Origin of the sequence: Ectothiorhodospira shaposhnikovii, assembly GCF_022227765.1 — a bacterium.
Taxonomy (GTDB): Bacteria; Pseudomonadota; Gammaproteobacteria; order Ectothiorhodospirales; family Ectothiorhodospiraceae; genus Ectothiorhodospira.
On record NZ_JAJMLZ010000001.1, the window covers coordinates 414001 to 436862 of the forward strand.

The 22862-nt window shown below is 63.2% G+C and carries 19 protein-coding genes; 13 read left to right on the forward strand and 6 right to left on the reverse strand.

Translation table 11 applies throughout. From position 1 onward, the window contains the following. Positions 1–93: 93 nt before the first annotated feature. Both lptF and lptG read left to right on the forward strand, forming a co-directional pair. On the forward strand, positions 94–1203 hold the full coding sequence (gene lptF, locus LQD11_RS01985) for an LPS export ABC transporter permease LptF (RefSeq protein ID WP_238616043.1): 1110 nt from the start codon (positions 94–96) through the stop codon (positions 1201–1203). Further along, the gene (gene lptG, locus LQD11_RS01990) at positions 1200–2261 is read left to right on the forward strand and encodes an LPS export ABC transporter permease LptG (protein WP_008931582.1); all 1062 of its coding nucleotides are present in this window, start codon (positions 1200–1202) and stop codon (positions 2259–2261) included. The genes lptF and lptG overlap by 4 nt, the downstream gene beginning before the upstream one ends. Before the next feature lie 4 nt (positions 2262–2265). On the opposite strand, the gene LQD11_RS01995 is transcribed toward lptG, so the two are convergent. Further along, positions 2266–2787, reverse strand: coding sequence for an RDD family protein (locus LQD11_RS01995; protein ID WP_238616044.1), 522 nt, complete (start codon positions 2785–2787; stop codon positions 2266–2268). A 173-nt stretch (positions 2788–2960) separates the two neighbouring features. Between LQD11_RS01995 and LQD11_RS02000 the strand changes: the two genes are divergently transcribed. The 5 genes from LQD11_RS02000 to LQD11_RS02020 all read left to right on the forward strand — a co-directional run bounded on the left by LQD11_RS02000 (position 2961) and on the right by LQD11_RS02020 (position 7433). Next, positions 2961–3347, forward strand: a complete 387-nt coding sequence (locus LQD11_RS02000; RefSeq protein WP_008931584.1) for a PilZ domain-containing protein — start codon at positions 2961–2963, stop codon at positions 3345–3347. A gap of 5 nt (positions 3348–3352) precedes the next feature. Then, positions 3353–4855, forward strand: a complete 1503-nt coding sequence (locus LQD11_RS02005; RefSeq protein WP_238616045.1) for an NfeD family protein — start codon at positions 3353–3355, stop codon at positions 4853–4855. After that, entirely contained in the window at positions 4852–5643 is a 792-nt protein-coding gene (locus tag LQD11_RS02010) for a slipin family protein (protein WP_238616046.1), read from the forward strand. The genes LQD11_RS02005 and LQD11_RS02010 overlap by 4 nt, the downstream gene beginning before the upstream one ends. A 3-nt stretch (positions 5644–5646) precedes the next feature. Next, positions 5647–6552 carry a site-specific tyrosine recombinase XerD gene (xerD, locus tag LQD11_RS02015; RefSeq protein WP_008931587.1) on the forward strand — a complete coding sequence of 302 codons (906 nt, stop codon included), beginning with the start codon at positions 5647–5649 and terminating at the stop codon, positions 6550–6552. A gap of 143 nt (positions 6553–6695) precedes the next feature. Beyond that, the gene (locus tag LQD11_RS02020; RefSeq protein ID WP_238616047.1) at positions 6696–7433 is read left to right on the forward strand and encodes a DsbC family protein; all 738 of its coding nucleotides are present in this window, start codon (positions 6696–6698) and stop codon (positions 7431–7433) included. A 66-nt stretch (positions 7434–7499) separates the two neighbouring features. Here LQD11_RS02020 and trxA read toward each other — a convergent pair whose 3' ends face one another. Continuing rightward, complete coding sequence (gene trxA / locus LQD11_RS02025) at positions 7500–8363, reverse strand: thioredoxin (RefSeq protein WP_238616048.1); 864 nt, start codon at positions 8361–8363, stop codon at positions 7500–7502. Between the two features lie 291 nt (positions 8364–8654). Between trxA and parE the strand changes: the two genes are divergently transcribed. The 4 genes from parE to htpX all read left to right on the forward strand — a co-directional run bounded on the left by parE (position 8655) and on the right by htpX (position 14150). Then, positions 8655–10547 (forward strand): DNA topoisomerase IV subunit B, encoded by a 1893-nt coding sequence (parE, locus tag LQD11_RS02030; protein ID WP_238616049.1) that lies wholly within the window; start codon positions 8655–8657, stop codon positions 10545–10547. Between the two features lie 54 nt (positions 10548–10601). Continuing rightward, the gene (locus tag LQD11_RS02035; RefSeq protein WP_008931591.1) at positions 10602–10835 is read left to right on the forward strand and encodes a hypothetical protein; all 234 of its coding nucleotides are present in this window, start codon (positions 10602–10604) and stop codon (positions 10833–10835) included. A 37-nt stretch (positions 10836–10872) separates the two neighbouring features. After that, complete coding sequence (gene parC, locus LQD11_RS02040) at positions 10873–13125, forward strand: DNA topoisomerase IV subunit A (protein WP_238616050.1); 2253 nt, start codon at positions 10873–10875, stop codon at positions 13123–13125. Positions 13126–13259: 134 nt separating this feature from the next. After that, complete coding sequence (gene htpX, locus LQD11_RS02045; protein ID WP_238616051.1) at positions 13260–14150, forward strand: protease HtpX; 891 nt, start codon at positions 13260–13262, stop codon at positions 14148–14150. A 43-nt stretch (positions 14151–14193) separates the two neighbouring features. Here the strand turns inward: htpX and LQD11_RS02050 are convergent, their stop codons facing one another. The 3 genes from LQD11_RS02050 to epmB form a co-directional block, all read right to left on the reverse strand. Then, positions 14194–16293 (reverse strand): EAL domain-containing response regulator, encoded by a 2100-nt coding sequence (locus LQD11_RS02050; RefSeq protein ID WP_238616052.1) that lies wholly within the window; start codon positions 16291–16293, stop codon positions 14194–14196. 235 nt (positions 16294–16528) lie between these two features. Continuing rightward, entirely contained in the window at positions 16529–18292 is a 1764-nt protein-coding gene (locus LQD11_RS02055; RefSeq protein ID WP_238616053.1) for a hypothetical protein, read from the reverse strand. A 101-nt stretch (positions 18293–18393) separates the two neighbouring features. Next, positions 18394–19434, reverse strand: coding sequence for an EF-P beta-lysylation protein EpmB (epmB, locus tag LQD11_RS02060; protein ID WP_238616054.1), 1041 nt, complete (start codon positions 19432–19434; stop codon positions 18394–18396). A 141-nt stretch (positions 19435–19575) separates the two neighbouring features. On the opposite strand from epmB, the gene efp reads away from it, so the two are divergent. Next, positions 19576–20139 (forward strand): elongation factor P, encoded by a 564-nt coding sequence (efp, locus tag LQD11_RS02065; protein ID WP_008931599.1) that lies wholly within the window; start codon positions 19576–19578, stop codon positions 20137–20139. After that, positions 20136–21086 (forward strand): EF-P lysine aminoacylase EpmA, encoded by a 951-nt coding sequence (epmA, locus tag LQD11_RS02070; protein WP_338081461.1) that lies wholly within the window; start codon positions 20136–20138, stop codon positions 21084–21086. Before efp ends, epmA begins: the two co-directional genes overlap by 4 nt. A gap of 20 nt (positions 21087–21106) precedes the next feature. Here epmA and LQD11_RS02075 read toward each other — a convergent pair whose 3' ends face one another. Then, the gene (locus tag LQD11_RS02075) at positions 21107–22741 is read right to left on the reverse strand and encodes an alpha-D-glucose phosphate-specific phosphoglucomutase (protein WP_238616146.1); all 1635 of its coding nucleotides are present in this window, start codon (positions 22739–22741) and stop codon (positions 21107–21109) included. Positions 22742–22862 lie beyond the last annotated feature (121 nt).

The window sequence follows — 22862 nt, forward strand, 5'->3', positions numbered from 1 at the left end:
GCCTGCCCATGACTGACAAGAGTTTATCCATTCTATGGAAAATCCGTTCTCTTCACCAACAGGCGCCCGGGGCGCCGGGGCCGCGGTGACGGCATGCGCCTGAAGGTGCTCGACCGTTATCTGGTCCGGGAGATGCTGTTCACCCAGCTTGCCGTGACCCTGGTGCTGCTGCTGATCATCATGGGCGGCGTGCTGGCCCGGCTGCTACGGGAGGCGGCCGAGGGCCGCATTCCCGGCGATGTGCTGCCCCCCATCCTGATCCTTGGCACGTTCAACGGGCTAATCCTGCTGTTGCCCGTCTCGTTGTTCCTGGCGCTGATGCTCTCCCTGGGACGACTCTACAAGGACAGCGAGATGGCCGCTCTGATGGCCTCCGGGGTGGGGTACGGGCGCCTGTACAGGACCATTCTCATCCTGGCCCTGCCGCTGACCCTGATCCTGGCCTTCCTGTCCCTGTTCGTGTCGCCCCAGACCTCCCTGATGGTGGACCAGATCCGTGCCGAAGCGAGTCAGCGCTCCGACCTCATGGGTGTCACGCCGGGCCGGTTCACCCGCGCCGGTTTCGGCGGTGTGGTGCTGTTCGTGGAGTCCTTCGCCGATGAGCGCCGCACCATGAACAACGTTTTCATCCAGCGCCGCATGGGTGACCGGACCGAGGTGGTGGTGGCGCGCACCGCCACCCAACAGGTGGACCCGGTGTCGGGACAGCGTTTTCTGGTCCTGCGGGATGGTTATCGCTACGAGGGCAGTCCGGGGGATCTGGATTTTCGCATCATCGAATTCAAGACCCATGGGGTGAGGATGCCCGAGCCCGATGCCGTGTCGGTGCGCAACCGCACGGATAACGTGCCCACCCTGACGCTGCTGGGTTCGGAGCGTCTGGATTACCGGGCCGAACTGCAATGGCGGCTGGCCGCGCCCATCTCCATGCTGCTGCTGGCCCTGGTGGCCCTGCCGCTGTCCTATACCTCGCCCCGTCAGGGGCGCTTTGCCAAGCTGGCCCTGGGGGTGGCGGTTTATGTGGTGTATGCCCAGTTGCAGATCATGGCCCAGTCCTGGTACGCGGACGGGGTTTCCCCACCCTGGTTGGGGATGTGGTGGGTACATGTCCTGGTGGGGATATTGCTCATTTATCTGCTGGTGCATCGCTACGGCCTGCGCTGGCTGATGATCGCCTGGCGCCGCCGGGAGGTGCCGGCATGATGATCCTGCGTCTGTACATCGCCCGTCAGGTGATCGGCGGCACCCTGCTGGCCTTGTTGGTGCTGACCGCGCTGGATGTGGCTTTCACCTTCATCGGCGAACTGGATGACGTGGGGCAGGGGGCCTATGGCTGGATCCAGGCGGTGACCTATACGGCACTCACCATCCCCCGCCGTCTCTACGAACTGTTTCCCACCGCGGTGCTGCTGGGCACCCTGCTGAGTCTGGGCACTGCCGCCGAGAACAGCGAACTCACCGCCATGCGGGCGGCCGGGCTGTCCGTTTACCGCATCGTCATCGCCGTGTTGCAGGCCGGACTGGTCATGATGCTGGCGGCGGTGCTGCTGGGAGAGGTGGTGGCACCGGCCGCGGAGCGTCAGGCCCAGAGCCTGCGCACCTTCTCCCATTCCGACCAGGTTCATGTGGGCAGTGGCGGCCTTTGGGCCAGGGATGGCGACCGCTTCCTGAATGTCCGCACCATCATGCCCGGATTGCGGCTGCAGGATCTGCGCATCTACCGGTTCGACGACACCGGACGCTTGGTGGAGTCGGTCCAGGCCGGCCAGGCCCGCTACCGGGAAGGTGTCTGGGTCATGGAGGACGTGGTGCGCAGTCGCATCTCGTCCACGGGCATCCAGGCGGAACGGGTGGCCATGGAACGGTGGGAGCGGTTGCTGGCCCCCGAGCTGTTTGACGTCATCGTGGTGGAGCCCAGGCAGATGTCCGCCTGGGCGCTGGCCCGCTACATCACCTATCTGCGGGAGAATAACCTGGAGTCGGCCCCCTACGAGCTGGCCTTCTGGTCCCGCTTCACCACCCCGTTGTCCAGTCTGGTGATGCTGCTGCTGGCGATACCTTTCATCTTCGGTTCCCTGCGCACCGGCGGTGCGGGGCAGCGACTGTTCATCGGCATCCTGATCGGGGTGGGATTCCACCTGCTCAACCGGACCCTCAACCATATGGGGCTGGTGTACGGGATTCCCCCCTTCCTCAGCGCCGTGCTGCCGCTGACGGTATTCCTGCTGGTGGCCCTGTGGGCCTTGCGACGGGTGCGTTAGCCGTTCAAACCCCGGTTTTCTTGTGATCCGGCAGGCGCACCAGGCGGGTGTCCGACAGCAGGTCGTGCAGCATCAGCTTCTGCGGGTGGCGCCAGGTCCAGACCAGACCGGCGGCCACCACCACCAGCACGCCCAGCGCCACCGGCCACAAGCCGGTGCGCCAAGCCTGGAGACCGACGAGGATCACCACCCACTGCAGCAGGGCCACCAGGAAACGGCGCATGGCGTGCATCCAGGTCACGGCCTGCCCCCGCCGGCCCACCAGCTGAATGCGCCAAGTCTGCATGGCCAGGGACACACCTCCCCGGGTCCAGAACCAGCCGAAATAGAGAAAGGCCACGCACAGGGTGAACAGGGTGAACAGCGGGAACAGGGGGTGTTCCTCGGTGAGACCGGTCAGCAAGGTGGCGCCCAGCGCGGTCAGCATGAGTACGGCCAGGAGCAGCATGCTCTCATAGACGATGCAGGCCAGGCGGCGCAGGATGCCGATGGGCTGGAGGGGGGCGGATGTCTGGGCGTCGGTCATGGCAAGTTCCGGCTGCGTCGGTGCGTGTCTTGGGGGATGGATGAAGCCGCGGGATGGGCGGGCATTATAGCCCCGGTCGCGGGCTTTTCAGCAAAGCACCCGGCGCGGTCTTATACTCGTGGGAGGTCGGTGGATGACCGGATCCCCCGCCATTGGCATGCGATGAGGACCCCATGAGCGAAGAACAGAGTCAGGAACGGCGTCATTTTCATCGGGTCAGCTTCAAGGGCGTGGCCTACATGACCCTGGAGTCGCCGGACGAAACCCCGGTGGAACTGGTGGATCTCTCCCTGCAGGGGGTGCTTGTGCGAACTGCCCGGCCCATGCCCCAGCGGCGCCTGGGTGAATATGCCTATCTGCGGGTGCCCCTGGCCGAGGAACTGGACATTCTGCTCATGGTGCAATTGCAGCGTATCGAAGGTCGGGATCTGGGGCTTAGGATCACCCAGATGGAACTGGAGAGTGCCCAGCACCTCAAACGTCTGGTAGAGCTCAATTTGGGTGACCAGTCTCTATTGGAGCGTGACCTGGCCGCACTGTACGAGGTCCATTCGTCGTGACAACCATGATCCGATCCTTCCGTTCGTCCCGATCATTCCCGGCCCGGCTGATGCTGTGGTTTCTGCTGCTGTGCCTGGGGGGCGGGCTGGCCTTCGTGACTCAGGCACAGGAGGGACGGATCGCCCTGATCCTGAATGTGGAGGGCGCCATCGGGCCGGCCACCAGCGATTATTTCGTGCGTGGACTGGAGAAGGCACGGGAGCGCAATGCCGAGGTGGTGGTGGTTCGCATGGACACCCCCGGCGGTCTGGATACCGCGATGCGCGACATGATCAAGGGCATTCTGTCCTCGCCCGTTCCCGTGGTCACCTATGTGTCGCCTTCCGGTGCCAGGGCGGCCAGCGCCGGCACCTATCTGCTCTATGCCAGCCACATTGCCGCCATGGCCCCCGCCACCAATCTGGGTTCGGCCACGCCGGTGCAGGTGGGCGGGATGCCGGGCATGCCCGACGAGCCCCAGGAGCGGCCTGGGGGCGAGTCCGACCAACGCCTGGATGTGACGGCAGACGACGGGACCGCGGATGAGGTACGGGAATCGGATGCCGCGGAGACCGAGGCCAAGGAGGAAGCCAAGCCGCAGCCGCGCCGTGGCGCCACGGCCATGGAGCGCAAGGTGCTGGAGGACGCGGTGGCCTACATCCGCGGACTGGCGGAGCTGCGGGGGCGCAATGCGGACTGGGCCGAGGAGGCCGTGCGCGAAGCGGTCAGCCTGACCGCCAGCGATGCCCTGGAAAAGAACGTCATCGACGTGGTGGCCGAAAGTCTGGAGGATCTGCTCGGCCAGATCCATGGCCGGGTGGTCAAGCTGGAGGTGGGCGAACGTGAGCTCAACACCGAAAACCTGCAGCTGGTGGAGCTGGAACCCGACTGGCGCACCCGCCTGCTGGCAGTGATCACCAATCCCAATATTGCCTATATCCTGATGTTGGTGGGCATCTACGGCATCATCTTCGAGCTGGCCAACCCCGGCAATATCTTCCCCGGGGTGGTCGGGGCCATCTGTCTGGTACTGGCCCTGTACGCCTTCCAGGTACTGCCCATCAATTATGCCGGTCTGGCCCTGATCTTCCTGGGCATCGTCTTCATGATCGCCGAGGCCTTCCTGCCCAGTTTCGGCATTTTGGGCTTCGGTGGCATCGCCGCCTTCGTGGTAGGGTCCATCATCCTGGTGGACGAGGCCAACCTGCATATCTCCTTGCCCCTGGTGGGCGGCACCGCCCTGGTCTCCGCCGCCTTCCTGATGTGGGTGCTGGGCAAGCTGGTGGGTATCCGCAGCCGTCAGGTCACCACCGGCCGGGAAGAGCTCATCGGCGCCACCGGCACCGTCATGAAGCATTTTTCCGGCGGCAGCGGCCGGGTCTGGGTGCATAGTGAATCCTGGCTGGCTCGTTGCGATGTGCCCCTGGCCAAGGGAGACACCGTCCATGTCAAGTCCATCGACGGACTGACGCTGACCGTCGAGCCCGTCTCCGACAAGACCATCACGACAGGAGCTGTTACATCATGATCACCGCGCTATTGGTCCCGCTGGGCCTGATTCTCGGCTTTCTGGTGATGTCCATCCGGATTCTTCCGGAGTATGAACGGGGCGTCATCTTCTTTCTGGGACGATTTCAGTCGGTCAAGGGACCGGGTCTGATCATCGTCATTCCCGGCATTCAACAGATGGTCCGGGTGGACCTTCGGGTCATCACCCTGGACGTGCCCAGCCAGGACGTGATCTCCCAGGACAACGTCACGGTGCGGGTGAACGCGGTGCTCTATTTCCGGGTGGTGGACCCGGCCAAGGCCATCATCCAGGTGGAGGATTATTACAACGCCACCAGCCAGCTGGCCCAGACCACGCTGCGTTCCGTGCTGGGCAAGCATGATCTGGATGAAATGCTGTCGGAGCGGGACAAGCTCAACGACGACATCCAGAGCATCCTGGATTCCCAGACCGATGCCTGGGGCATCAAGGTGGCCAACGTGGAGATCAAGCACGTGGATCTCAACGAAACCATGATCCGTGCCATTGCCCGGCAGGCGGAGGCCGAGCGTGAACGTCGGGCCAAGGTGATCCACGCCGAAGGGGAACTGCAGGCGGCGGTGAAGCTGACCGAGGCCGCCGACATCATTGCCCGCAGCCCTCAGGCCCTGCAGTTGCGCTATCTGCAGACCATGAGCGACATGACCAACAAGAACGCCTCCACCGTCATCTTCCCGTTCCCGATGGACCTGGTAAGCGCCTTCAAGGATCTGCTGGGGGATGGACTTCCCCGGGTGGTGGAGAAGAAAACCGAGGACAAGGGTTGATTCGTGGCGGAAGGACTCAAGGATCAGCCGGTCATCGACCGGTTTCTCGACACACTATGGATGCAGGAAGGCCTGAGTCAGCACACCCTGGCGGCCTACCGGGCCGATCTGAGCGGTCTGGCCCGATATCTGGAGATGGAAGGTATCTCCCTGGCCGACGCGGACCGGGGGCGATTGCTGGCCTATCTGGCCCTGCGCCTGGAGGCCGGGGCCAAGCCGCGGAGCCTGGCGCGGTTGCTGTCCACCCTGCGTCGTTTCTACGGCTCTTTGCTCCAGGCCGGCCAGATCCGGGATGATCCCACCGCCCGTATCGATGCCCCCCGGCTGGGGCGGCCGTTGCCCGATACCCTGACCGAGGCGGAGGTGGAGGCCCTGCTGGCCGCCCCGGACGTGGAGGACACCAACGGTCTGCGCGACCGGGCCATGCTGGAGGTGCTTTACGCCACCGGGCTGCGGGTCTCGGAGTTGGTGGGGCTGCGGCTGGGACAGGTGAGCCGTCGTCATGGGGTGGTACGTACCCTGGGCAAGGGCGGCAAGGAGCGGCTGGTCCCCCTGGGGGAGGAATCCATGGACTGGCTGGAACGTTATCTGGCGGAGGGCAGGCCGGCACTGATGCAGGGCCATGGTCAGTCGGAGGCCCTGTTCGTCACCCGTCGGGGCGAGGGCATGACCCGGCAGGCCTTCTGGTACCTGATCAAGCGCCATGCGCAAAGCGCGGGCATCCGTAAGCACCTCTCGCCCCATACCCTGCGTCACGCCTTTGCCACCCACCTGCTCAATCATGGGGCGGATCTGCGGGTGGTGCAGATGTTGCTGGGCCATTCCAGCCTCTCCACGACCCAGATCTATACCCATGTGGCCACGCAGCGGCTCAAGGATCTGCACGCCGTCCATCATCCCAGGGGGTGAACCCACCACCGGTTCCCGTTACCATGGCCCCCCTTTGATGAATCTCATGTCTTGCCAGGGGATCGAATGGCGCCGTGCCTTGTCTTACCCTGACAGCGTTGCGATTTGCAGTGATCGCCAAACACCACCAAAGAGTCATCTACATGTACAGATACGGTCTTTCGCTTGTCCTCGTTATCCTGCTGGCGGTGCCGGCCATGGCCGGTGCCGACGCCCAGATCCAGCGACAGCTCAAGGAGCGGGTCTCCCTGCTGGTGCCCAATGCCGAACCCACCAGCATCCTGGAAACGCCGGTGAAGGGACTCTATGAGGTGAGATACGGGGCTCAGCTGTTCTACATCAGCGCGGATGGCCGGTATGTCCTGGATGGTGAGCTGGTGGAACTGGACACCCGGCGCAGCCTGACGGCGGCATCCCGCTCCTTGGGGCGGCGCGAGATGCTGACCGAAATGGATGAAGCCGGCATGGTGGTCTATGCCCCCAAGGGCAGGACCGAGCATGTCATCACCGTGTTCACCGATGTGGATTGCCCCTATTGCCGCCGCCTGCATGAAGAAGTGCCGGCGCTGACCGAGCAGGGGGTCAAGGTGCGTTATGCCATGTTCCCCCGTTCCGGCGAGGGCAGCCCCACCTTCCGCAAGATGGTGGGTATCTGGTGTGCCGATGACCGCGCCAAGGCCATGGATCAGGTCAAGGACGGCAAGAATGTCACGGAAAAGACCTGTGACACGCCGGTCATGGAACACGTCATCATGGGGCAGATGATGGGCATCAACGGCACTCCGGCCATCCTGCTGGAAAGCGGCGACCTGATCCCCGGCTATCGTCCGGCCGGCGACATCATGGAAATGATCCGGCACGTGAAAGCCGCGGCCCAGTGATCCTTTTCTCATCCCCACCCATCTCCACGGGGGAGATGGGTGGGTGTGGGAGCGGTCCTGCCGGGATCAGTACATCAGCGCCATCATCCTGCGCCGATACTCGTTCACCAGTGGGTGTCTTGCCCCCAGCAGTTCGAATGCCGCCAGCAGGCCCTTGTGGCCGGCATCGTCACCATACTTGCGGTGCTTGCGCATGAGCTGGAGCAACTTCTCCAGTCCGGCCTGATGCTCTCCCTTGAGGATCAACGCGCAGCCCAGTCGATGTAGGGCGTCCGGGTCATCCGGATCGGTTGCCAGTCTTTTTTCCAGCGCCGACAGGGTTTCCGGTTGCCCGACCGCCCGCGCAAAATGGAGTCGGGCTTCCAGCAAGCGCACCGCCTCCTGTTCATACAGATCCATGGGCAGGGTCTTGATGGCGGTTTCCGCCTCATCCGCCCGTCCGGCCTGCATCAGGGCGTCAGCCAGGTCGATCTTCAGTGCCTGCCGGTCAGGATGACCTTGCAGCGCCTCCTCCAGCAGAGTCACCGCCCGGGTCGCGTCCCCCGCCGCCAGGGCTGCTTGCGCCGCCTCCCGCTCGGCCGCCTCGGGGCCGGGCAGGTATTTTTCCAGTTGGGCACGAATGGCGGATTCGGGCTGCATGCCCATGAACTGATCCACCGGCCTGCCGTCCCGGTAGAAGATCACCGTCGGGATGCTGCGCACGCCGTGCTCCATGGCCAGTCCCTGTTCCCGGTCACTGTTCACCTTGGCCAGCACGAACTTGCCGCCATATTCCTCCGCCAGTCCCGAGAGCAGGGGCAGCAGCATCTTGCAGGGCTGGCACCAGTCGGCCCAGAAGTCCACCAGCACCAAGTGTTCGCGGGAACCTTCGATCACCACTTGCTGGAAGTCGGCTTCCGTGACATCGACGATGAAGGGAGAAAGGCTCATGGGTAGAAGATCCTGTGGTTGTAGGTAGGGGGTGACCCATTGTGATGAGGTTTCCAGGCTGACAGACCCATCGGCTGTCACGTCATTCCCGCGTAAGCGGGAATCCAGTTAAGGACTGAAAGCGCTGGGCTCCCGCTTTCGCGAAAGTGACGGCAAAGGCTTTGGTCACTGCCTCCTTCCCATTGTTGGGGCTCCCGCCGTCCCGTTTCAAGGGGTGTTCCCGCCGCGCGCTTGTAACTTGTTGTGATGTTTCATACATTAGGCGCGCCTTTGCAGCCGGAAGTATTGCGCATGAGCGCCAGTTCCTATACCGCCTCAGATATCGAAGTCCTCTCCGGACTGGACCCGGTGCGCAAGCGCCCGGGCATGTATACCGACACCACCCGGCCTAATCACATGGCCCAGGAGGTGATCGACAATTCCGTGGACGAGGCCCTTGCCGGCCACGCCGGACGCATCGACGTGGTGCTCCACGGCGATGGTTCCCTGTCGGTCAGCGACGACGGCCGCGGCATGCCCGTGGACCTGCACCCCAAGGAAAAGCGTCCCGGGGTGGAGGTGATCCTGGGTACCCTGCACGCGGGCGGCAAGTTCTCCAACAAGAGCTACAAGTTCTCCGGCGGCCTGCACGGGGTGGGTGTCTCCGTGGTCAATGCCCTGTCCCTGAAGCTGGAAGTCTGGATCCGTCGTGACGGCAAGGAACATCACATGGCCTTTGCCGACGGTCACAAGCTCAGTGATCTGAAGGTGGTGGGGGAGGTGGGTCGCCGCAACACCGGCACCATGCTGCGCTTCTGGCCCGATCCCAAATATTTCGACAGCCCGAAATTCTCGGTGCCCCGGCTCAAGCACGTGCTGCGGGCCAAGGCGGTGCTCTGTCCCGGTCTGGCCATGTCCTTCCATGACGAGGTCACCGGCGAGCACTGTGACTGGCGTTACGAGGCGGGCCTGAAGGACTACCTCATGGAGGCGCTGCAGGGGGCGGAGACCTTGCCCGAAGAGCCCTTCATGGGCAGCATCTCCGGCGACACCGACGCCGCGGACTGGGCCGTGGTCTGGCTGCCGGAGGGTGGCGAGGGCGTGGCCGAGAGTTATGTGAACCTGATCCCCACCGCCCAGGGCGGCACCCATGTGAATGGTCTGCGCACCGGCCTGACCGACGCGGTGCGGGAATTCTGCGAGTTTCGCAATCTGATTCCCCGGGGCGTCAAGCTGGCTCCCGAGGATGTCTGGGACGGGGTGTCCTACATCCTGTCTTTCAAGATGCTCGATCCCCAGTTCGCCGGGCAGACCAAGGAGCGCCTGTCCTCCCGGGAGGCGGCACCGTTCGTGTCCGGCGTGGTCAAGGACAGTTTCAGCCTGTGGTTGAACCAGCATCCGGCGGCGGGGGAGCGCATCGCCGAACTGGCCATCTCCTCGGCCCAGCGTCGGCTGCGGGCGGGCAAGAAGGTGGTGCGCAAGAAGGTGACCCAGGGGCCGACCCTGCCCGGCAAGCTGGCCGACTGCGCGGCCCAGGATCTGGCGCGGACCGAACTGTTCCTGGTGGAAGGGGATTCCGCCGGCGGCAGCGCCAAGCAGGCCCGCGACCGGGAGTTTCAGGCCATCATGCCCCTGCGGGGCAAGATCCTCAACGCCTGGGAGGTGGATCCGGATCAGGTGCTGGGTTCCCAGGAGATTCATGACATCAGCGTGGCCATCGGCGTGAATCCCGGATCCGCGGACCTGAAGGACCTGCGTTACGGCAAGATCTGCATCCTGGCGGACGCGGACTCCGACGGTGCCCACATCGCAACCCTGCTGTGTGCCCTGTTCCTGCGTCATTTCCGTCCGCTGGTGGCCCAGGGTCGGGTGTACGTGGCCATGCCGCCCCTGTTCCGCATCGACGTGGGCAAGGAGATCTTCTATGCCCTGGACGAGGAGGAAAAGCAGGGGGTGCTGCAACGCATTGCGGCGGAGAAGAAGAAGGGCAAGGTGGCGGTGACCCGGTTCAAGGGTCTGGGCGAGATGAACCCGTTGCAGTTGCGGGAGACCACCATGGCCCCGGATACCCGGCGTCTGGTCCAGCTCACCCTGGATGAGGGGGATGGGACCGATGCCCTGCTGGACATGCTGCTGGCCAAGAAGCGGGCGGCGGACCGCAAGGGCTGGCTGGAGCACAAGGGCCACCTGGCCGAAGTGATCTGAGTGATTCAGAGTGCCGCACCCAGTGCGGGACTCACACGGAAACAGGAGCTTGAAATGGCAACACCCATCGGATTCGGAAAGCGTCTGGCGCTGGTCCTGCTCAGTTTCGCGGGCATCATCATGGCCATGGTGGGCATCATGGAACTGGCCACCGCCGGCATGGGGGGACTCTATCCTCCGGCCTGGCGCTTCCCGGGTTACGCCTGGATACTCACCGTGGGCGGCTATCTGCTGATGATCCCCATGGGCTGGCTGTACCTGCGGGACATGAAGTCCGAAGAGGACTGAAGCTTCCCGATTCCTTGCCCGCAATCGACGGACATTCATGAGCCATTACGATCTGAACCTGGAAGGCGTCGAACGCCTGCCGCTCAAGACCTTTACCGAAAAGGCGTACCTGGACTACTCCATGTACGTCATCCTGGACCGTGCCCTGCCCCACGTGGGGGACGGGCTCAAACCCGTGCAGCGACGCATCATCTACGCCATGAGCGAGCTGGGCCTGTCCGCCGTCTCCAAGCACAAGAAGTCCGCCCGTACCGTGGGGGACGTGCTGGGCAAGTTTCATCCCCATGGGGATTCTGCCTGCTATGAGGCCATGGTGCTGCTGGCCCAGCCCTTCTCTTCCCGCTATCCCTTCGTGGACGGCCAGGGCAACTGGGGGTCGCCGGACGATCCCAAGTCCTTTGCCGCCATGCGCTATACCGAGGCGCGATTGTCCCCCTATGCCCAGCTGCTGCTGTCGGAACTGGGGCAGGGGACCGCCGACTGGGTGCCCAACTTCGACGGCACCCTGGAAGAGCCCCGGGTCCTCCCCGCCCGTCTGCCCAACGTGCTGCTCAACGGCGGCACCGGCATCGCCGTCGGCATGGCCACGGACATCCCGCCCCATAATCTCAGGGAAGTGGCCGCCGCCTGCATCCACCTGCTGGCCCATCCCGAGGCCTCGGTGGAGGATCTGTGCCGCCATGTCCAGGGGCCGGACTTTCCCACCGAGGCGGAGATCATCACCCCCCGCCGGGAACTGGTGGCCCTGTACCGCACCGGTAACGGCAGTCTGCGCATGCGTGCCCGTTATGAACGGGAAAACGGCGACATCATCATCACGGCCCTGCCTCATCAGGTCTCCGGGGCCAAGGTACTGGAACAGATCGCCGCCCAGATGAACGCCAAGAAACTGCCGATGGTGGAGGATCTGCGGGATGAGTCGGACCATGAGCATCCCACCCGACTGGTGATCACACCCCGCTCCAACCGGGTGGACATCCCGGGTCTCATGGCCCACCTGTTCGCCACCACGGATCTGGAGCGCAGTTATCGGGTGAACCTGAACGTCATCGGTCTGGACGGTCGGCCCCAGGTGAAAAACCTGGTCCAGCTCCTGACCGAGTGGCTGTCCTTCCGTACCGAGACCGTGCGTCGCCGCCTGCAGTGGCGCCTGGACAAGGTGGAAAAGCGGCTGCACATCCTGGCGGGGCTGTTGATCGCCTATCTGAATATCGACGAGGTGATCCGCATCATTCGCGAGCACGACGAGCCCAAGCCGGTGCTGATGGAACGCTTCGGACTCACCGATGCCCAGGCCGAAGCCATCCTGGAACTCAAGCTGCGCCATCTGGCCAAGCTGGAGGAAATGAAGATCCGCGGTGAGCAGGACGAGTTGTCCCGGGAGCGTGACCAGTTACGGGCCATCCTGGGCTCCGGCGAACTGCTCAGGAACCTGGTGCGTGACGAGATCGCCGCCGACGCGGAGAAGTTTGGTGATGATCGTCGCTCCCCCATCGTCGAGCGGGCCGCCGCCCAGGCCCTGGACGAGTCGGCCCTGATCCCCTCGGAGCCATTGACCGTGGTGCTCTCCCGCATGGGCTGGGTGCGCGCCGCCAAGGGCCATGAAGTGGATGCCGCCGGACTCAGTTACAAATCCGGTGACGGCTTTTTGTCCGCTTCCCCCGGACGCAGCAATCAGCAGGCGGTGTTCATCGATTCCACCGGTCGCACCTATGCCCTGGCCGCCCATACCCTGCCGTCGGCGCGAGGGCAGGGGGAGCCCCTATCCGGGCGTCTGTCCCCACCGGACGGTGCCCGCTTTGTCGGCGTGATGATGGGGGCGCCGGACGATCTCTACCTGCTGGCCACCGATCACGGCTACGGCTTCATCTGCACCTTGGAAGACATGATTTCCCGCAACCGGGGAGGCAAGGTGGTGCTGATGGTACCGGAGGGGGCCAACGTGCTGCCGCCGGTCCGGATTCGGGATCTGGAGCGTCAGCGTCTGGCGGCAGCCACCAGTGATGGCTATCTGCTGGTCACGGTCCTGTCGGACCTGCCCCGGATGGCCCGGGGCAAGGGCAACAAGATCATCAGCATCCCCCCGGCCCGTCTCAAGGCGAGGGAGGAATGGATGGTGGAACCGGCCCTGGTAGCGGAGGGCGAGGTGCTCAATGTGGTGGCCGGCAAAAAGTTCAAGGCGGTGAAGGGACCGGAGCTGGAGGAGTACCTGGGAGAGCGGGGCCGTCGGGGCCGGAAGCTGCCCCGGGGGTTCCAGAAGGTGGATGCCCTCAATGCCGTGATTCCATAGCGGTCCAGTGAAAGCCGGGTAATGCCCTGCACGTGGCGGACTGACGCTTTGTGCTTGAATTTTTCATGCCAAACCCCATCTAATACGCCGGACCTTTCATTGACAAACCCCAACCTTCAGATCATGGAGACAGCATGAAGCGCATCGCCCTGTTCCTGGCCACTAACCTGGCCATCATCGTGGTGTTAAGCATCACCCTGCGGATTCTGGGAGTGGAGCGCATCCTGGATGAATCAGGGACCAACCTGAACCTGAGCAACCTGCTGGTCTTCGCCGCCGTCTTCGGCTTTGGCGGCTCCTTCATCTCCCTGGCCATTTCCAAGTGGATGGCCAAGAAGACCATGAACGTGCAGGTCATCGAGCAGCCCGGCAACGAGACCGAGCGTTGGCTGGTGGACACCGTGCGCCGTCAGGCCCAGCAGGCCGGTATCGGTATGCCGGAAGTGGGCATCTTCGATTCACCGGACCCCAACGCCTTTGCCACCGGCATGAGCAAGAACAATGCCCTGGTGGCCGTGAGCACCGGCCTCATGCACAACATGAACCGGGATGAAGTGGAGGCCGTGCTGGGACACGAAGTGGCCCATGTGGCCAACGGCGACATGGTCACCCTGGCCCTGATTCAGGGAGTGATCAACACCTTCGTGATCTTCCTGGCCCGCGTCATCGGTCACTTGGTGGACCGGGTGGTGTTCAAGAACGAGGAAGGCCATGGCCCGGCCTTCTGGGTGACCACCATCGTGGCGGAAATCATCCTGGCCATCCTGGCCTCCATCATCGTCATGTGGTTCTCCCGTCAGCGGGAATTCCGTGCCGACGAAGGGGGTGCCAAACTGGCCGGCCGCGAGAAGATGATCGCCGCCCTGGAGCGCCTGCGTGCCGCCCAGGGGCAGCCCAGCCAGATGCCCGATCAGATGCGTGCCTTCGGTATTCGGGGTGGCATGGGTGACGGCATCAAGAAGCTGTTCATGACCCACCCGCCGTTGGAAGAGCGCATCATGGCCCTCAAGGCCGGCGGCCGCTGATCTTCAGTGCCCTCCCTTCTCCCCTTGGGGGAGAAGGGCAGGGTCACCCCATGGACGAGAAGTCGTATTCCAGGGCACCGGAGGGCGCCTGCAGGAAATTCCCCTGAATGAAGTTCACGCCCAGGCCCCAGAGCACCGAGAGTGTGGCGGCGTCTTCCACCTGCTGGGCAATGATCATCTTGCCCTGGGTATGGCCTGTGTTCGTGAGGTGCTTGAGCACTTCCTGGTCTTCGTGACTTTTGACCAGGTTGCGGGTATAGGAGGCATCCACCTTCAGGTAATCCACCGGAATGTGCTGCAGTATCTGGAAGGGGTTGATTCCGACGCCGAAGTCGTCCAGAACGAACTGGCAGTGAATGCTCTTGAGCGACTTGACCAGATCCCGGGCCTGTTTGAGATGAGCGATCACGGTGGCCACCTTGATCTGGAACACCACGCATTCGGCCGGGATGCGGTGCTCCTTGAGCCGCTCGGCAATCCAGGGAACCATGCCCGGGTCGTGGAGGGTGCCGCCGGTGATCTTGATGAAAAATACCGTGTCATGTCCGGCTTTGCGCCGTGCCGCGAGAGTCACGAGAGCCTGTTCGATGACCCATTGATCCAGCTGCCGTGCCAGATCGGTACGTTCCGCGCTGGGCATGAAGTGACTGGGGCTGATGGCCTCGCCCCCCTCGTTGAGAAGTCGCATGAAGACTTCGTAGCGTTCCCCGGCCTCGCCGTGGAGGCTGATGAGAGGTTGGAACAGCAGAATCAGTCGGTTGCCCTTCATCGCCTCATGGATGCGCCTGGACCAGGTCTCATCCAGTTGCTTCTGGGTCATCTCCCCTTCCTTGGGCTGATAGATGATCGTCCGGTTGCCGCCCGATGCCGCCGCCTCCTCGCAGGCCTTGTGTGATCGGGACAGCAGTTCATCGATATCGGGTGCATTTTCGTCGATCTGCACGGCCCCGATGGAGGCGGTGATGCTGATGGAGCGCCCTTCCACTTCGCAGATGTGTTCTGATATCCGGCTGAGCAGATCCCGGGTGAACTGCAGGATGTCCTGCATTTCCCAGTGTTGACTGAGGATGCCGTAGGCCTGCCCTTCAAGTCGGGCCACGATATCGGATTGGCCGCAGGCCTCTTCCAGTAGTTTGCCCAGGTCGCTGAGCACCAGATCCGCGCCGGCCACACCCACCAGTTCCCTGATGTTGCTGAACTGGTCAACGGCCAGTTCGATCAGCGTGGCATTGGACTTGCCCTGGGTGGCCTGTCCCAGGGACTTTTGCAGGCACTCCAGAAAATACTGCCGATTGTAAAGGCCGGTGATCAGGTCGCGCTGCGACAGATAGTTGAGCTTCTTTTCCAGTTCCCGGGTGTTTCCGCCCGCCTCGGACCGGATGAGTATCTGAATGCAGGGTTCGCCGTCGACGATGGCACTGCTGAATTCCATGTCTGCCGAAAAGCTTTCTCCGGAAATGGACTTGAGTTGCAGTTCCTGGGTCTGGGTGGTGGTGTCGGCGGGCACGTCCTCGGTCTGGCTGTGGTCATGCTGTCGCAGACATTCCTTCAGCTTTTGCTGGTCCTCGCGTACCACCATGTCCATGATGGGGATGCCTTCAATCTCCTCGATGTCGGCAAATCCGAACAGTCCCAGGTAGGCAGGATTGGCGTAAAGATGCATGCCCTCGTGGACATAGGCAATGGCATCCCGGGCATTGTCCAACAGCATCTTACAGCGTCGCTCCGTTTCTCTCAGCGAAGACTCCAGGGACTTCAGGGAGCGCCACTGCTGCTGAAAGGTCAGGGCTCGGGTGATCACCAGGCGCAGATGATCCAGGTGACCCTTGCGTACCATGTCGTGAGCACCGGACTCCAGGCATTCCACGACATCGGTATCGGGATTCGTGGCCACGGCGACCACGGGGGCATGACGCCCCATCTGGCGACTGGCCTGAATGACTTTTTCAAGGGAGAGGGAAGGGTGCCCGAGGGTACAGACAATGACATCCGGGGGGTGCTGCTTCAGCTTGGCCAGCAGGTCTTCTTCGTCTTCTGCGCGCTCGGGTCTGACGGCCAGGCCGGCGGACTTGAGCGTGCTCACCATCATCTCGGCGTCGTTTAGGTTGTCATCAATGATCAGTAGGCGTAGAAGGTTGTCCATTCGGTGCCTGGCCTGAGTGCGCGGGATGGGGCCGGGCTGGGTGCCGGCGGAGGTCACTGGCCTCGATTATATAGACAAGCGCCCCGATATCGCCAATCAGGGATGTGGCCCCGAAGGGTCCGGATGTCCTCGGGCAAGGGCAGGCAATACCACTGGATATTCTTGTCAGGTCATGCCCCAGCAGGTGGGAATCCGGTCACGGACGGGAAATTCCGGACTCCCGCTTCAATATTTTCTAGATACTGGACCAGATCGCCGGGCTCGCCAACGTCGGGTCGCTGTCTTCGCGGTCTTGAGGCAAGTCTTTGAGGGGTTCATAGGCGAACTGTTCGAAGCGGCTGGAGTGCGCCAGCTTGCGGGTAAGCCTTACGGACAGAGTGCGTCCCGCCAAAATCACGGCCACTTCGTCATCGACCTGGAAGGCACCGGCGGGACAGAACAGGCTGGTGGCCTGTTGCAGTACCTGAATGGTGGGGGACATGAGTCCCTCCAGCGGTTGCCCATGGGCCAGCCGCCGCTTGGCGCGTCTTAACATGATCGGCAGACTGCGCGGGGCCAGAATCTGAACCCCGATTTCCAGACCGGTTGCGGGATGAAACATCATCCAGCGCACGATGCCCAGTTGCCAGCCGGCCCCGGCGCCCTCATGGCTGCTGCGCAGGCCGACCAGCTCTCCCACCTGGACACGTCCTGCCTGAGGTTGCTCCCAACGCAGGCGAAAACCGCCGGCACTGCTATCCACCAGCTGCCATGCCTGCGGGGTCGGAGTCTCAGGACTCGGCGGCGCGGTTCCGTTGTCCGGGAGGGTGGTGCTGGTTACCAGATTGCCCTTGGCAATGCTGTCCCAGGCGGAAGATCCCAGGTCTTTGGGCATGTCAGCCAGATAACGTACCGAGATGCCCATCTCCATGGAGCGGAGGTTGTAATCGATCTCTTGCAGCGACAGTTGGGTCAAGTCCGTGTCCGTGGAGCGCTTGCCCAGGTCGGCATCGACCTTCCGAGTGATGCAATGATGGATGTCGGCCAGGCCGGTGGTCACATCGATCCGACCGGCGCGTCCGGTGCGGTTGAAACGCCGCCGAGCCGTGTTCGTCCAAGCAATCAGGGCTCTGTGGATCAGGTCGTTGTCCAGTGGCCGGCTGTTTTCCTGACGCACCAGGTCGCGGAGTTGACGAATCAGTGGCGCGATCCGCAGGAACCGGCTGGTTGCCGTGTTGTCCAGTTCATCCGGTGTGATGTAGTCCGGCGCGCGGTCGCTGCGCAGATCGATCCGGTAGAGCATGCCGGCATGATCGGGCAGGGCGTCCGATCCGATATGGCAGGTTGCACAATGGGCTTCCAGATGGCGATGCAGCCGGTCCGATTCACCTTGACGCAGGGTCAGTGGAGCGGCCAGGGCCAGAAGGGCCGCTTGCAGGTAGGCCTGAGCGGGGGTGCGCTGTTTCGACTGCTCGTCCGTCAGTTCCTGGTGCAGAATGCCATGATATTCCGCATCGGCCAGGAGTTCATGCATGGCCTGCCAGGTTCCCGGTGGGGCGGGCAGATACAGGCGTGCGGCGTGTCTCTGCTGGGCTCCCAGCATGTTCAGACCCTGGTAGATGGCCGTCGTCAGCTGTCTGGTGGAGAGTCCTGTTTTCTTGATGCCCCTTAAATCCCTGAGAACCCGCAGATAGCCGGTGCTGGTTTCCGCCAGCAGTTCTCCCGCGATATGGGCAATTTGAAGGCCTCGCGGCGGCAGGGGAAGGGAGCGATTGATGAAGTGGCGTCCCAGGTGATCCTGCACCATGAGCAGGGAGGGATGCAGGAGTTCCATGATCTCAAGACGCTCTGCCGGGGGCAGTGATCGTCCGTTCAGTGCTTGGAGCGCCTGCAGCAATCTGCGGGTTGTCTCCCCCATGTCCGCCATGGGCAGCGCCTTCAGCCAGCGTTTGACCTTCCTTGGTTGTAAAGGGAGGGCATCATCGCCTTGAAGCTGCACCATGGGGGTTCCGACCAGCATCTCGTTTCACTCTCTGAGGGGGCCTATGTCTCGGCCTTGAGACTGGTTTTCTGTGATGGGGTTCACTATTTTAACGTCTATAGACCTTATTTTTCCAGTTTTCAAACCGCGGAATCACTCACGGTTTGAAACGTGCGAACCAGAGGGGTCTTGCTGTCCCGCCCGGAGATGTCCTGGACCAGGCGCGGTATCAGGTAACCGGGAAGCTGCCGGTTCAGATGGTCCAGGATGGCCAGGGCCCGCTCCTCGGTGACGGCAAAGTGTGCGGCACCTTGCACTGGATCCAGCATGTGCAGGTAATAGGGCTGCACGCCGCTGTCGAACAGGGCATGACTGAGTGCCGCCAAGGTGTCCGGGTCATCATTGATGCCCTTGAGCAGGACGGTCTGGTTGAACAGACGTACGCCGGCCAGTTCCAGGCGTTCCATGGCCGCCCGGGTGGTACCGTCCAGTTCACGGGCGTGATTGGCATGGATGACCATGATCGGGCGCAGGCGGGTGCCGGTCAGCCAGCTCAGCAGCGCATCGTCGATCCGCTCAGGCAGCACCACCGGCAGGCGGCTGTGCAGGCGCAGGGTGCGCAGATGGGGAATGCCGGCCAGATCCGAAACCATCGCCGCCAGCTTGTCATCGCTCAGGGTCAGCGGGTCGCCGCCGCTCAGGATCACCTCGCGTACCTCTTCATGGGCGCGCAGATAGCAGAGTATCCGTGGCCAGGCTTCCCGGATGGCGGAGGCGTCCCGATAGGGAAAATGCTGCCGGAAGCAGTAACGGCAATGGATGGCGCAGGCGCCGGAGGTGACCAGCAGCACTCGACCATGATACTTGTGCAACAGCCCCGGGATCGGCATCGACTCCAGATCTCCCACTGGATCACACTGAAAGCCGGGGATTTCCAGGCATTCCTCGGCCAGGGGCAGGACCTGTCGCAACAAGGGATCCGCGGGATCTCCGGGGGTCATGCGCCCCAGGTAACCCAGGGGCACCCGCACCCGGAAGCGTTCCGCGGCCTTCAGGGCGGCGGGCAGCAGGGCCGGGTCCAGCCCCAGGCGCTTGAGCAGATCTTCCGGATCGGTCACGGCCTGGGCAAGGGCGCGTTGCCAATCCGCCGACTGACGGTGGACATTTAATCGCGTTATCATAGGCGGATTTTTCAGGGTGGATCGTGGCAGGCCAGCCCATTGTGCCGGTTTTGACCGACTGTTTGCCAGATTCCCCGCCCACCCGGGATTGTCCCTGTTGGAAACCCCTTCGAGCCCTGCTCGATCCGGAGATGCATCGTTATGGCAATGTACAGTACCAATGAATTCAAGAGCGGGCTCAAGATTCTGCTGGATGGTGATCCGTACGCCATCGTGGAAAACGAGTTCGTCAAGCCCGGCAAGGGGCAGGCCTTCAATCGCGTGAAGATGCGCAACCTCAAGACCGGTCGCGTGCTGGACAAGACCTTCAAGTCCGGCGACTCGGTGGAAGCTGCCGACGTGATGGACACGGACATGCAATACCTCTACGCCGACGGCGAGTTCTGGCACTTCATGATGCCGGAGAGTTTCGAGCAGTATGCCGCCAACGAGGCAGCGGTCATTGATGCCATGAAGTGGCTCAAGGAGCAGGACATGTGCACCGTGACCCTGTGGAACAACGTACCCCTGTCGGTCAGCCCGCCCAATTTCGTGGAATTGAAGATTACCCAGTGTGATCCGGGCATCCGCGGCGACACCGCCACCGGCGGCACCAAGCCGGCCACGCTGGAGACCGGGGCCGTGGTCAAGGTGCCCCTGTTCGTGAACGAAGGGGACGTGATCCGCGTGGATACCCGCACCGGCGACTACGTCTCCCGCGCGTGAGTTGGTTTCCCTCCGCCGCTCCGGCGATGTTGCGTCGTCGGGCGGATCTGCTTCGGTCGATCCGCCACTTTTTCCATGCGCGGGGGGTGCTGGAAGTGGAAACCCCCTGCCTGTCCCGGGCGGGGGCCACGGATCCCGCCATCGAGAGCCTGACCGTGACCCTGCCGGAGGCTACCCTCTGGCTGCATACCTCCCCTGAGTTTCCCATGAAGCGCCTGTTGGCCGCCGGGTCGGGGGATATCTATCAGATTGCTCGGGTCTTTCGTGCCGGGGAAGCCGGTCGCTTTCACAATCCGGAATTCACCCTGCTGGAATGGTATCGGGTCGGGTTCGACCACCATCGGCTGATGGCTGAAGTCGATGATCTGGTGCGTGGTCTGGCCGGTGACCGGCTATCCCGTCCGACCATCTGGCTGAGTTACCGGCAGGCCATGCTCGATCATGCCGGTATCGATCCCCTGCATGCCGATGTCGGGGAACTGGCCGACAGGGCGCGGGCGCTCGGGCTGGATGTGCGGGGTGAACTGGATCGGGATGGCTGGCTGGACCTGATCATGTCCATGGTGGTGGCACCCGCGCTACCCGCGGATGGTCTGACTTTCATCCATGATTATCCTGCCAGCCAGGCCGCGCTGGCCCGGATCTGTCCGGAGAATCCGGCGGTGGCCGAGCGCTTCGAGCTGTATTGGGGTGGGGTGGAACTGGCCAACGGTTTTCATGAGTTGGGGGATGCGGTGGAGCAGGGCGCCCGTTTCGAGGCGGACAACCGCCGCCGCCGGGCCGCCGGGCAAGCGGCGGTGGCGGTGGACCATCATCTTCTGGCGGCCCTGGCCGAGGGTTTGCCGGACTGCGCCGGCGTGGCCCTGGGCGTGGACCGGTTGCTCATGTGCCTGAGTGGTTGCGACCACATCCGGCAGGTGCTGGCCTTTGACTGGGAGCGGGCCTGAAAACAGGGCCTTTTGTCTCTTCAGGTGATCACCGTTGGCGCCTCGCGCCCGGTATGTTCCCGGATGCCCGCCACCTCGTGGGCAATGGCAATCAGCGGCGCCAGCGCCGACTGGGTCTCCAGTGCGTGCCGTTGCGGATCCGGCTCATACCGTTCCACGTAGAGCCGCAGCGTCGCCCCCGCCGTACCCGTGCCCGACAGTCGGAACACCAGCCGTGAACCGCCCTCGAACAGGATGCGAACCCCCTGTCCCTGACTGATGGACCCGTCAATGGGGTCTTCATAGGCGAAGTCATCCGCCAGGCTCACGGTGTGGTCACCCAGGCGTTTGCCGGTCAGGCCCGGCAAACGGTCCCGCAACCGGTTCATCAGGGTTTCCGCCCGCTGGGCGTCCACCTCTTCGAAGTCATGGCGGGTGTAATAATTGCGTCCGAACTGACGCCAGTGGGACTTGACGATGTTTTCCACCGATTCGTGGCGCACCGCCAGCAGGTTGAGCCAGAACAGCACCGCCCACAGCCCGTCCTTTTCCCGTACATGGTCGGAACCGGTGCCAAAACTCTCCTCGCCGCAGAGGGTGACCCGGCCGGCATCCAGCAGGTTGCCGAAGAACTTCCAGCCGGTGGGGGTCTCGAAGCACTCAATGCCCAAATGCTCCGCCACCCGGTCCGCCGCCTGGCTGGTGGGCATGGAGCGGGCAATGCCGACAATGCCGCCGCGGTAGCCGGGAACATGGTGGGCATTGGCCGCGAGAACCGCCAGACTGTCGCTGGGCGTGACGAAGAAGCGACGCCCCAGGATCATGTTGCGATCCCCGTCCCCATCGGAGGCGGCACCGAAATCGGGGCCGGTGCGCCCGTTCATGGCCTCCACCAGATCGTGCGCATGGACCAGGTTGGGGTCCGGGTGGTGGCCGCCGAAATCCGCCAGCGGCTCGGCCCGCATCACCGTGCCCGGAGGGGCACCGAGCATGTCTTCCAGGATGCGCCGGGCATAGGGGCCGGTCACCGCGTGCATGGCATCAAAACGCATGCGGAAGGGAACGCTGTTGAACAGGGCGCGCATGCGATCAAAGTCGAACAGGTTCTGCATCAGTGCCGCGTAATCCTGCACCGGATCCACCACGGCAATCTCCATGGTGCCCAGTTTGCTGGTGCCCAGGTGATCGATGTCCACGTGCTGGATATCGGCAATCCGGTACTCGCTCAGCGTCAGGGTGGCGGCGTGGATCTCATTGGTGACCTTTTCCGGTGCCGGTCCCCCGTTGGGCGTATTGAACTTGATGCCGAAGTCGGCATGGGGGCCGCCGGGGTTATGGCTGGCAGAGAGGATGAGTCCACCCTGGGTGCGGTAGCGTCGGATCAGACAGGAGGCCGCCGGGGTGGAGAGGATCCCGCCGAGTCCCACGATGACCTTGGCCACCCCGTGAGCCGCCGCCATGCGCAGGATGATCTGGATGGCTTCCCGGTTGAAGTAGCGGCCATCACCGCCCAGCACCAGGGTGCCGCCCTTGAGCGCAGTCTGGGTGTTGAAGACGGCCTGGACGAAGTTTTCCAGATAATGGGGCTGCTGAAAGACGCGTACCTGCTTGCGCAGGCCGGAAGTGCCCGGTTTCTGGTCTTTGAAGGGGGTGGTGGCAACCAGGTTGATGTTCATGGGCTCGCGGCGGTGAGTGGCTTGAGTCATTGAAGTTACCAAATACGCGGTCATCTGTCCCGATCGGGCATGGAGGGTCTCGGCTCGATGGCTTTCCCAGTGTTCTCCTTGGTAATATGCC

Excerpts from the sequence above, each read along its gene's own strand:
- lptF (WP_238616043.1), top strand. The coding sequence starts at position 94 with ATGCGCCTGAAGGTGCTCGACCGTTATCTGGTCCGGGAGATGCTGTTC.
- lptG (WP_008931582.1), top strand. The coding sequence starts at position 1,200 with ATGATGATCCTGCGTCTGTACATCGCCCGTCAGGTGATCGGCGGCACC.
- LQD11_RS01995 (WP_238616044.1), bottom strand. The coding sequence starts at position 2,787 with ATGACCGACGCCCAGACATCCGCCCCCCTCCAGCCCATCGGCATCCTG.
- LQD11_RS02000 (WP_008931584.1), top strand. The coding sequence starts at position 2,961 with ATGAGCGAAGAACAGAGTCAGGAACGGCGTCATTTTCATCGGGTCAGC.
- LQD11_RS02005 (WP_238616045.1), top strand. The coding sequence starts at position 3,353 with ATGATCCGATCCTTCCGTTCGTCCCGATCATTCCCGGCCCGGCTGATG.
- LQD11_RS02010 (WP_238616046.1), top strand. The coding sequence starts at position 4,852 with ATGATCACCGCGCTATTGGTCCCGCTGGGCCTGATTCTCGGCTTTCTG.
- LQD11_RS02020 (WP_238616047.1), top strand. The coding sequence starts at position 6,696 with ATGTACAGATACGGTCTTTCGCTTGTCCTCGTTATCCTGCTGGCGGTG.
- trxA (WP_238616048.1), bottom strand. The coding sequence starts at position 8,363 with ATGAGCCTTTCTCCCTTCATCGTCGATGTCACGGAAGCCGACTTCCAG.
- parE (WP_238616049.1), top strand. The coding sequence starts at position 8,655 with ATGAGCGCCAGTTCCTATACCGCCTCAGATATCGAAGTCCTCTCCGGA.
- LQD11_RS02035 (WP_008931591.1), top strand. The coding sequence starts at position 10,602 with ATGGCAACACCCATCGGATTCGGAAAGCGTCTGGCGCTGGTCCTGCTC.
- parC (WP_238616050.1), top strand. The coding sequence starts at position 10,873 with ATGAGCCATTACGATCTGAACCTGGAAGGCGTCGAACGCCTGCCGCTC.
- htpX (WP_238616051.1), top strand. The coding sequence starts at position 13,260 with ATGAAGCGCATCGCCCTGTTCCTGGCCACTAACCTGGCCATCATCGTG.
- LQD11_RS02050 (WP_238616052.1), bottom strand. The coding sequence starts at position 16,293 with ATGGACAACCTTCTACGCCTACTGATCATTGATGACAACCTAAACGAC.
- LQD11_RS02055 (WP_238616053.1), bottom strand. The coding sequence starts at position 18,292 with ATGCTGGTCGGAACCCCCATGGTGCAGCTTCAAGGCGATGATGCCCTC.
- epmB (WP_238616054.1), bottom strand. The coding sequence starts at position 19,434 with ATGATAACGCGATTAAATGTCCACCGTCAGTCGGCGGATTGGCAACGC.
- efp (WP_008931599.1), top strand. The coding sequence starts at position 19,576 with ATGGCAATGTACAGTACCAATGAATTCAAGAGCGGGCTCAAGATTCTG.
- LQD11_RS02075 (WP_238616146.1), bottom strand. The coding sequence starts at position 22,741 with ATGAACATCAACCTGGTTGCCACCACCCCCTTCAAAGACCAGAAACCG.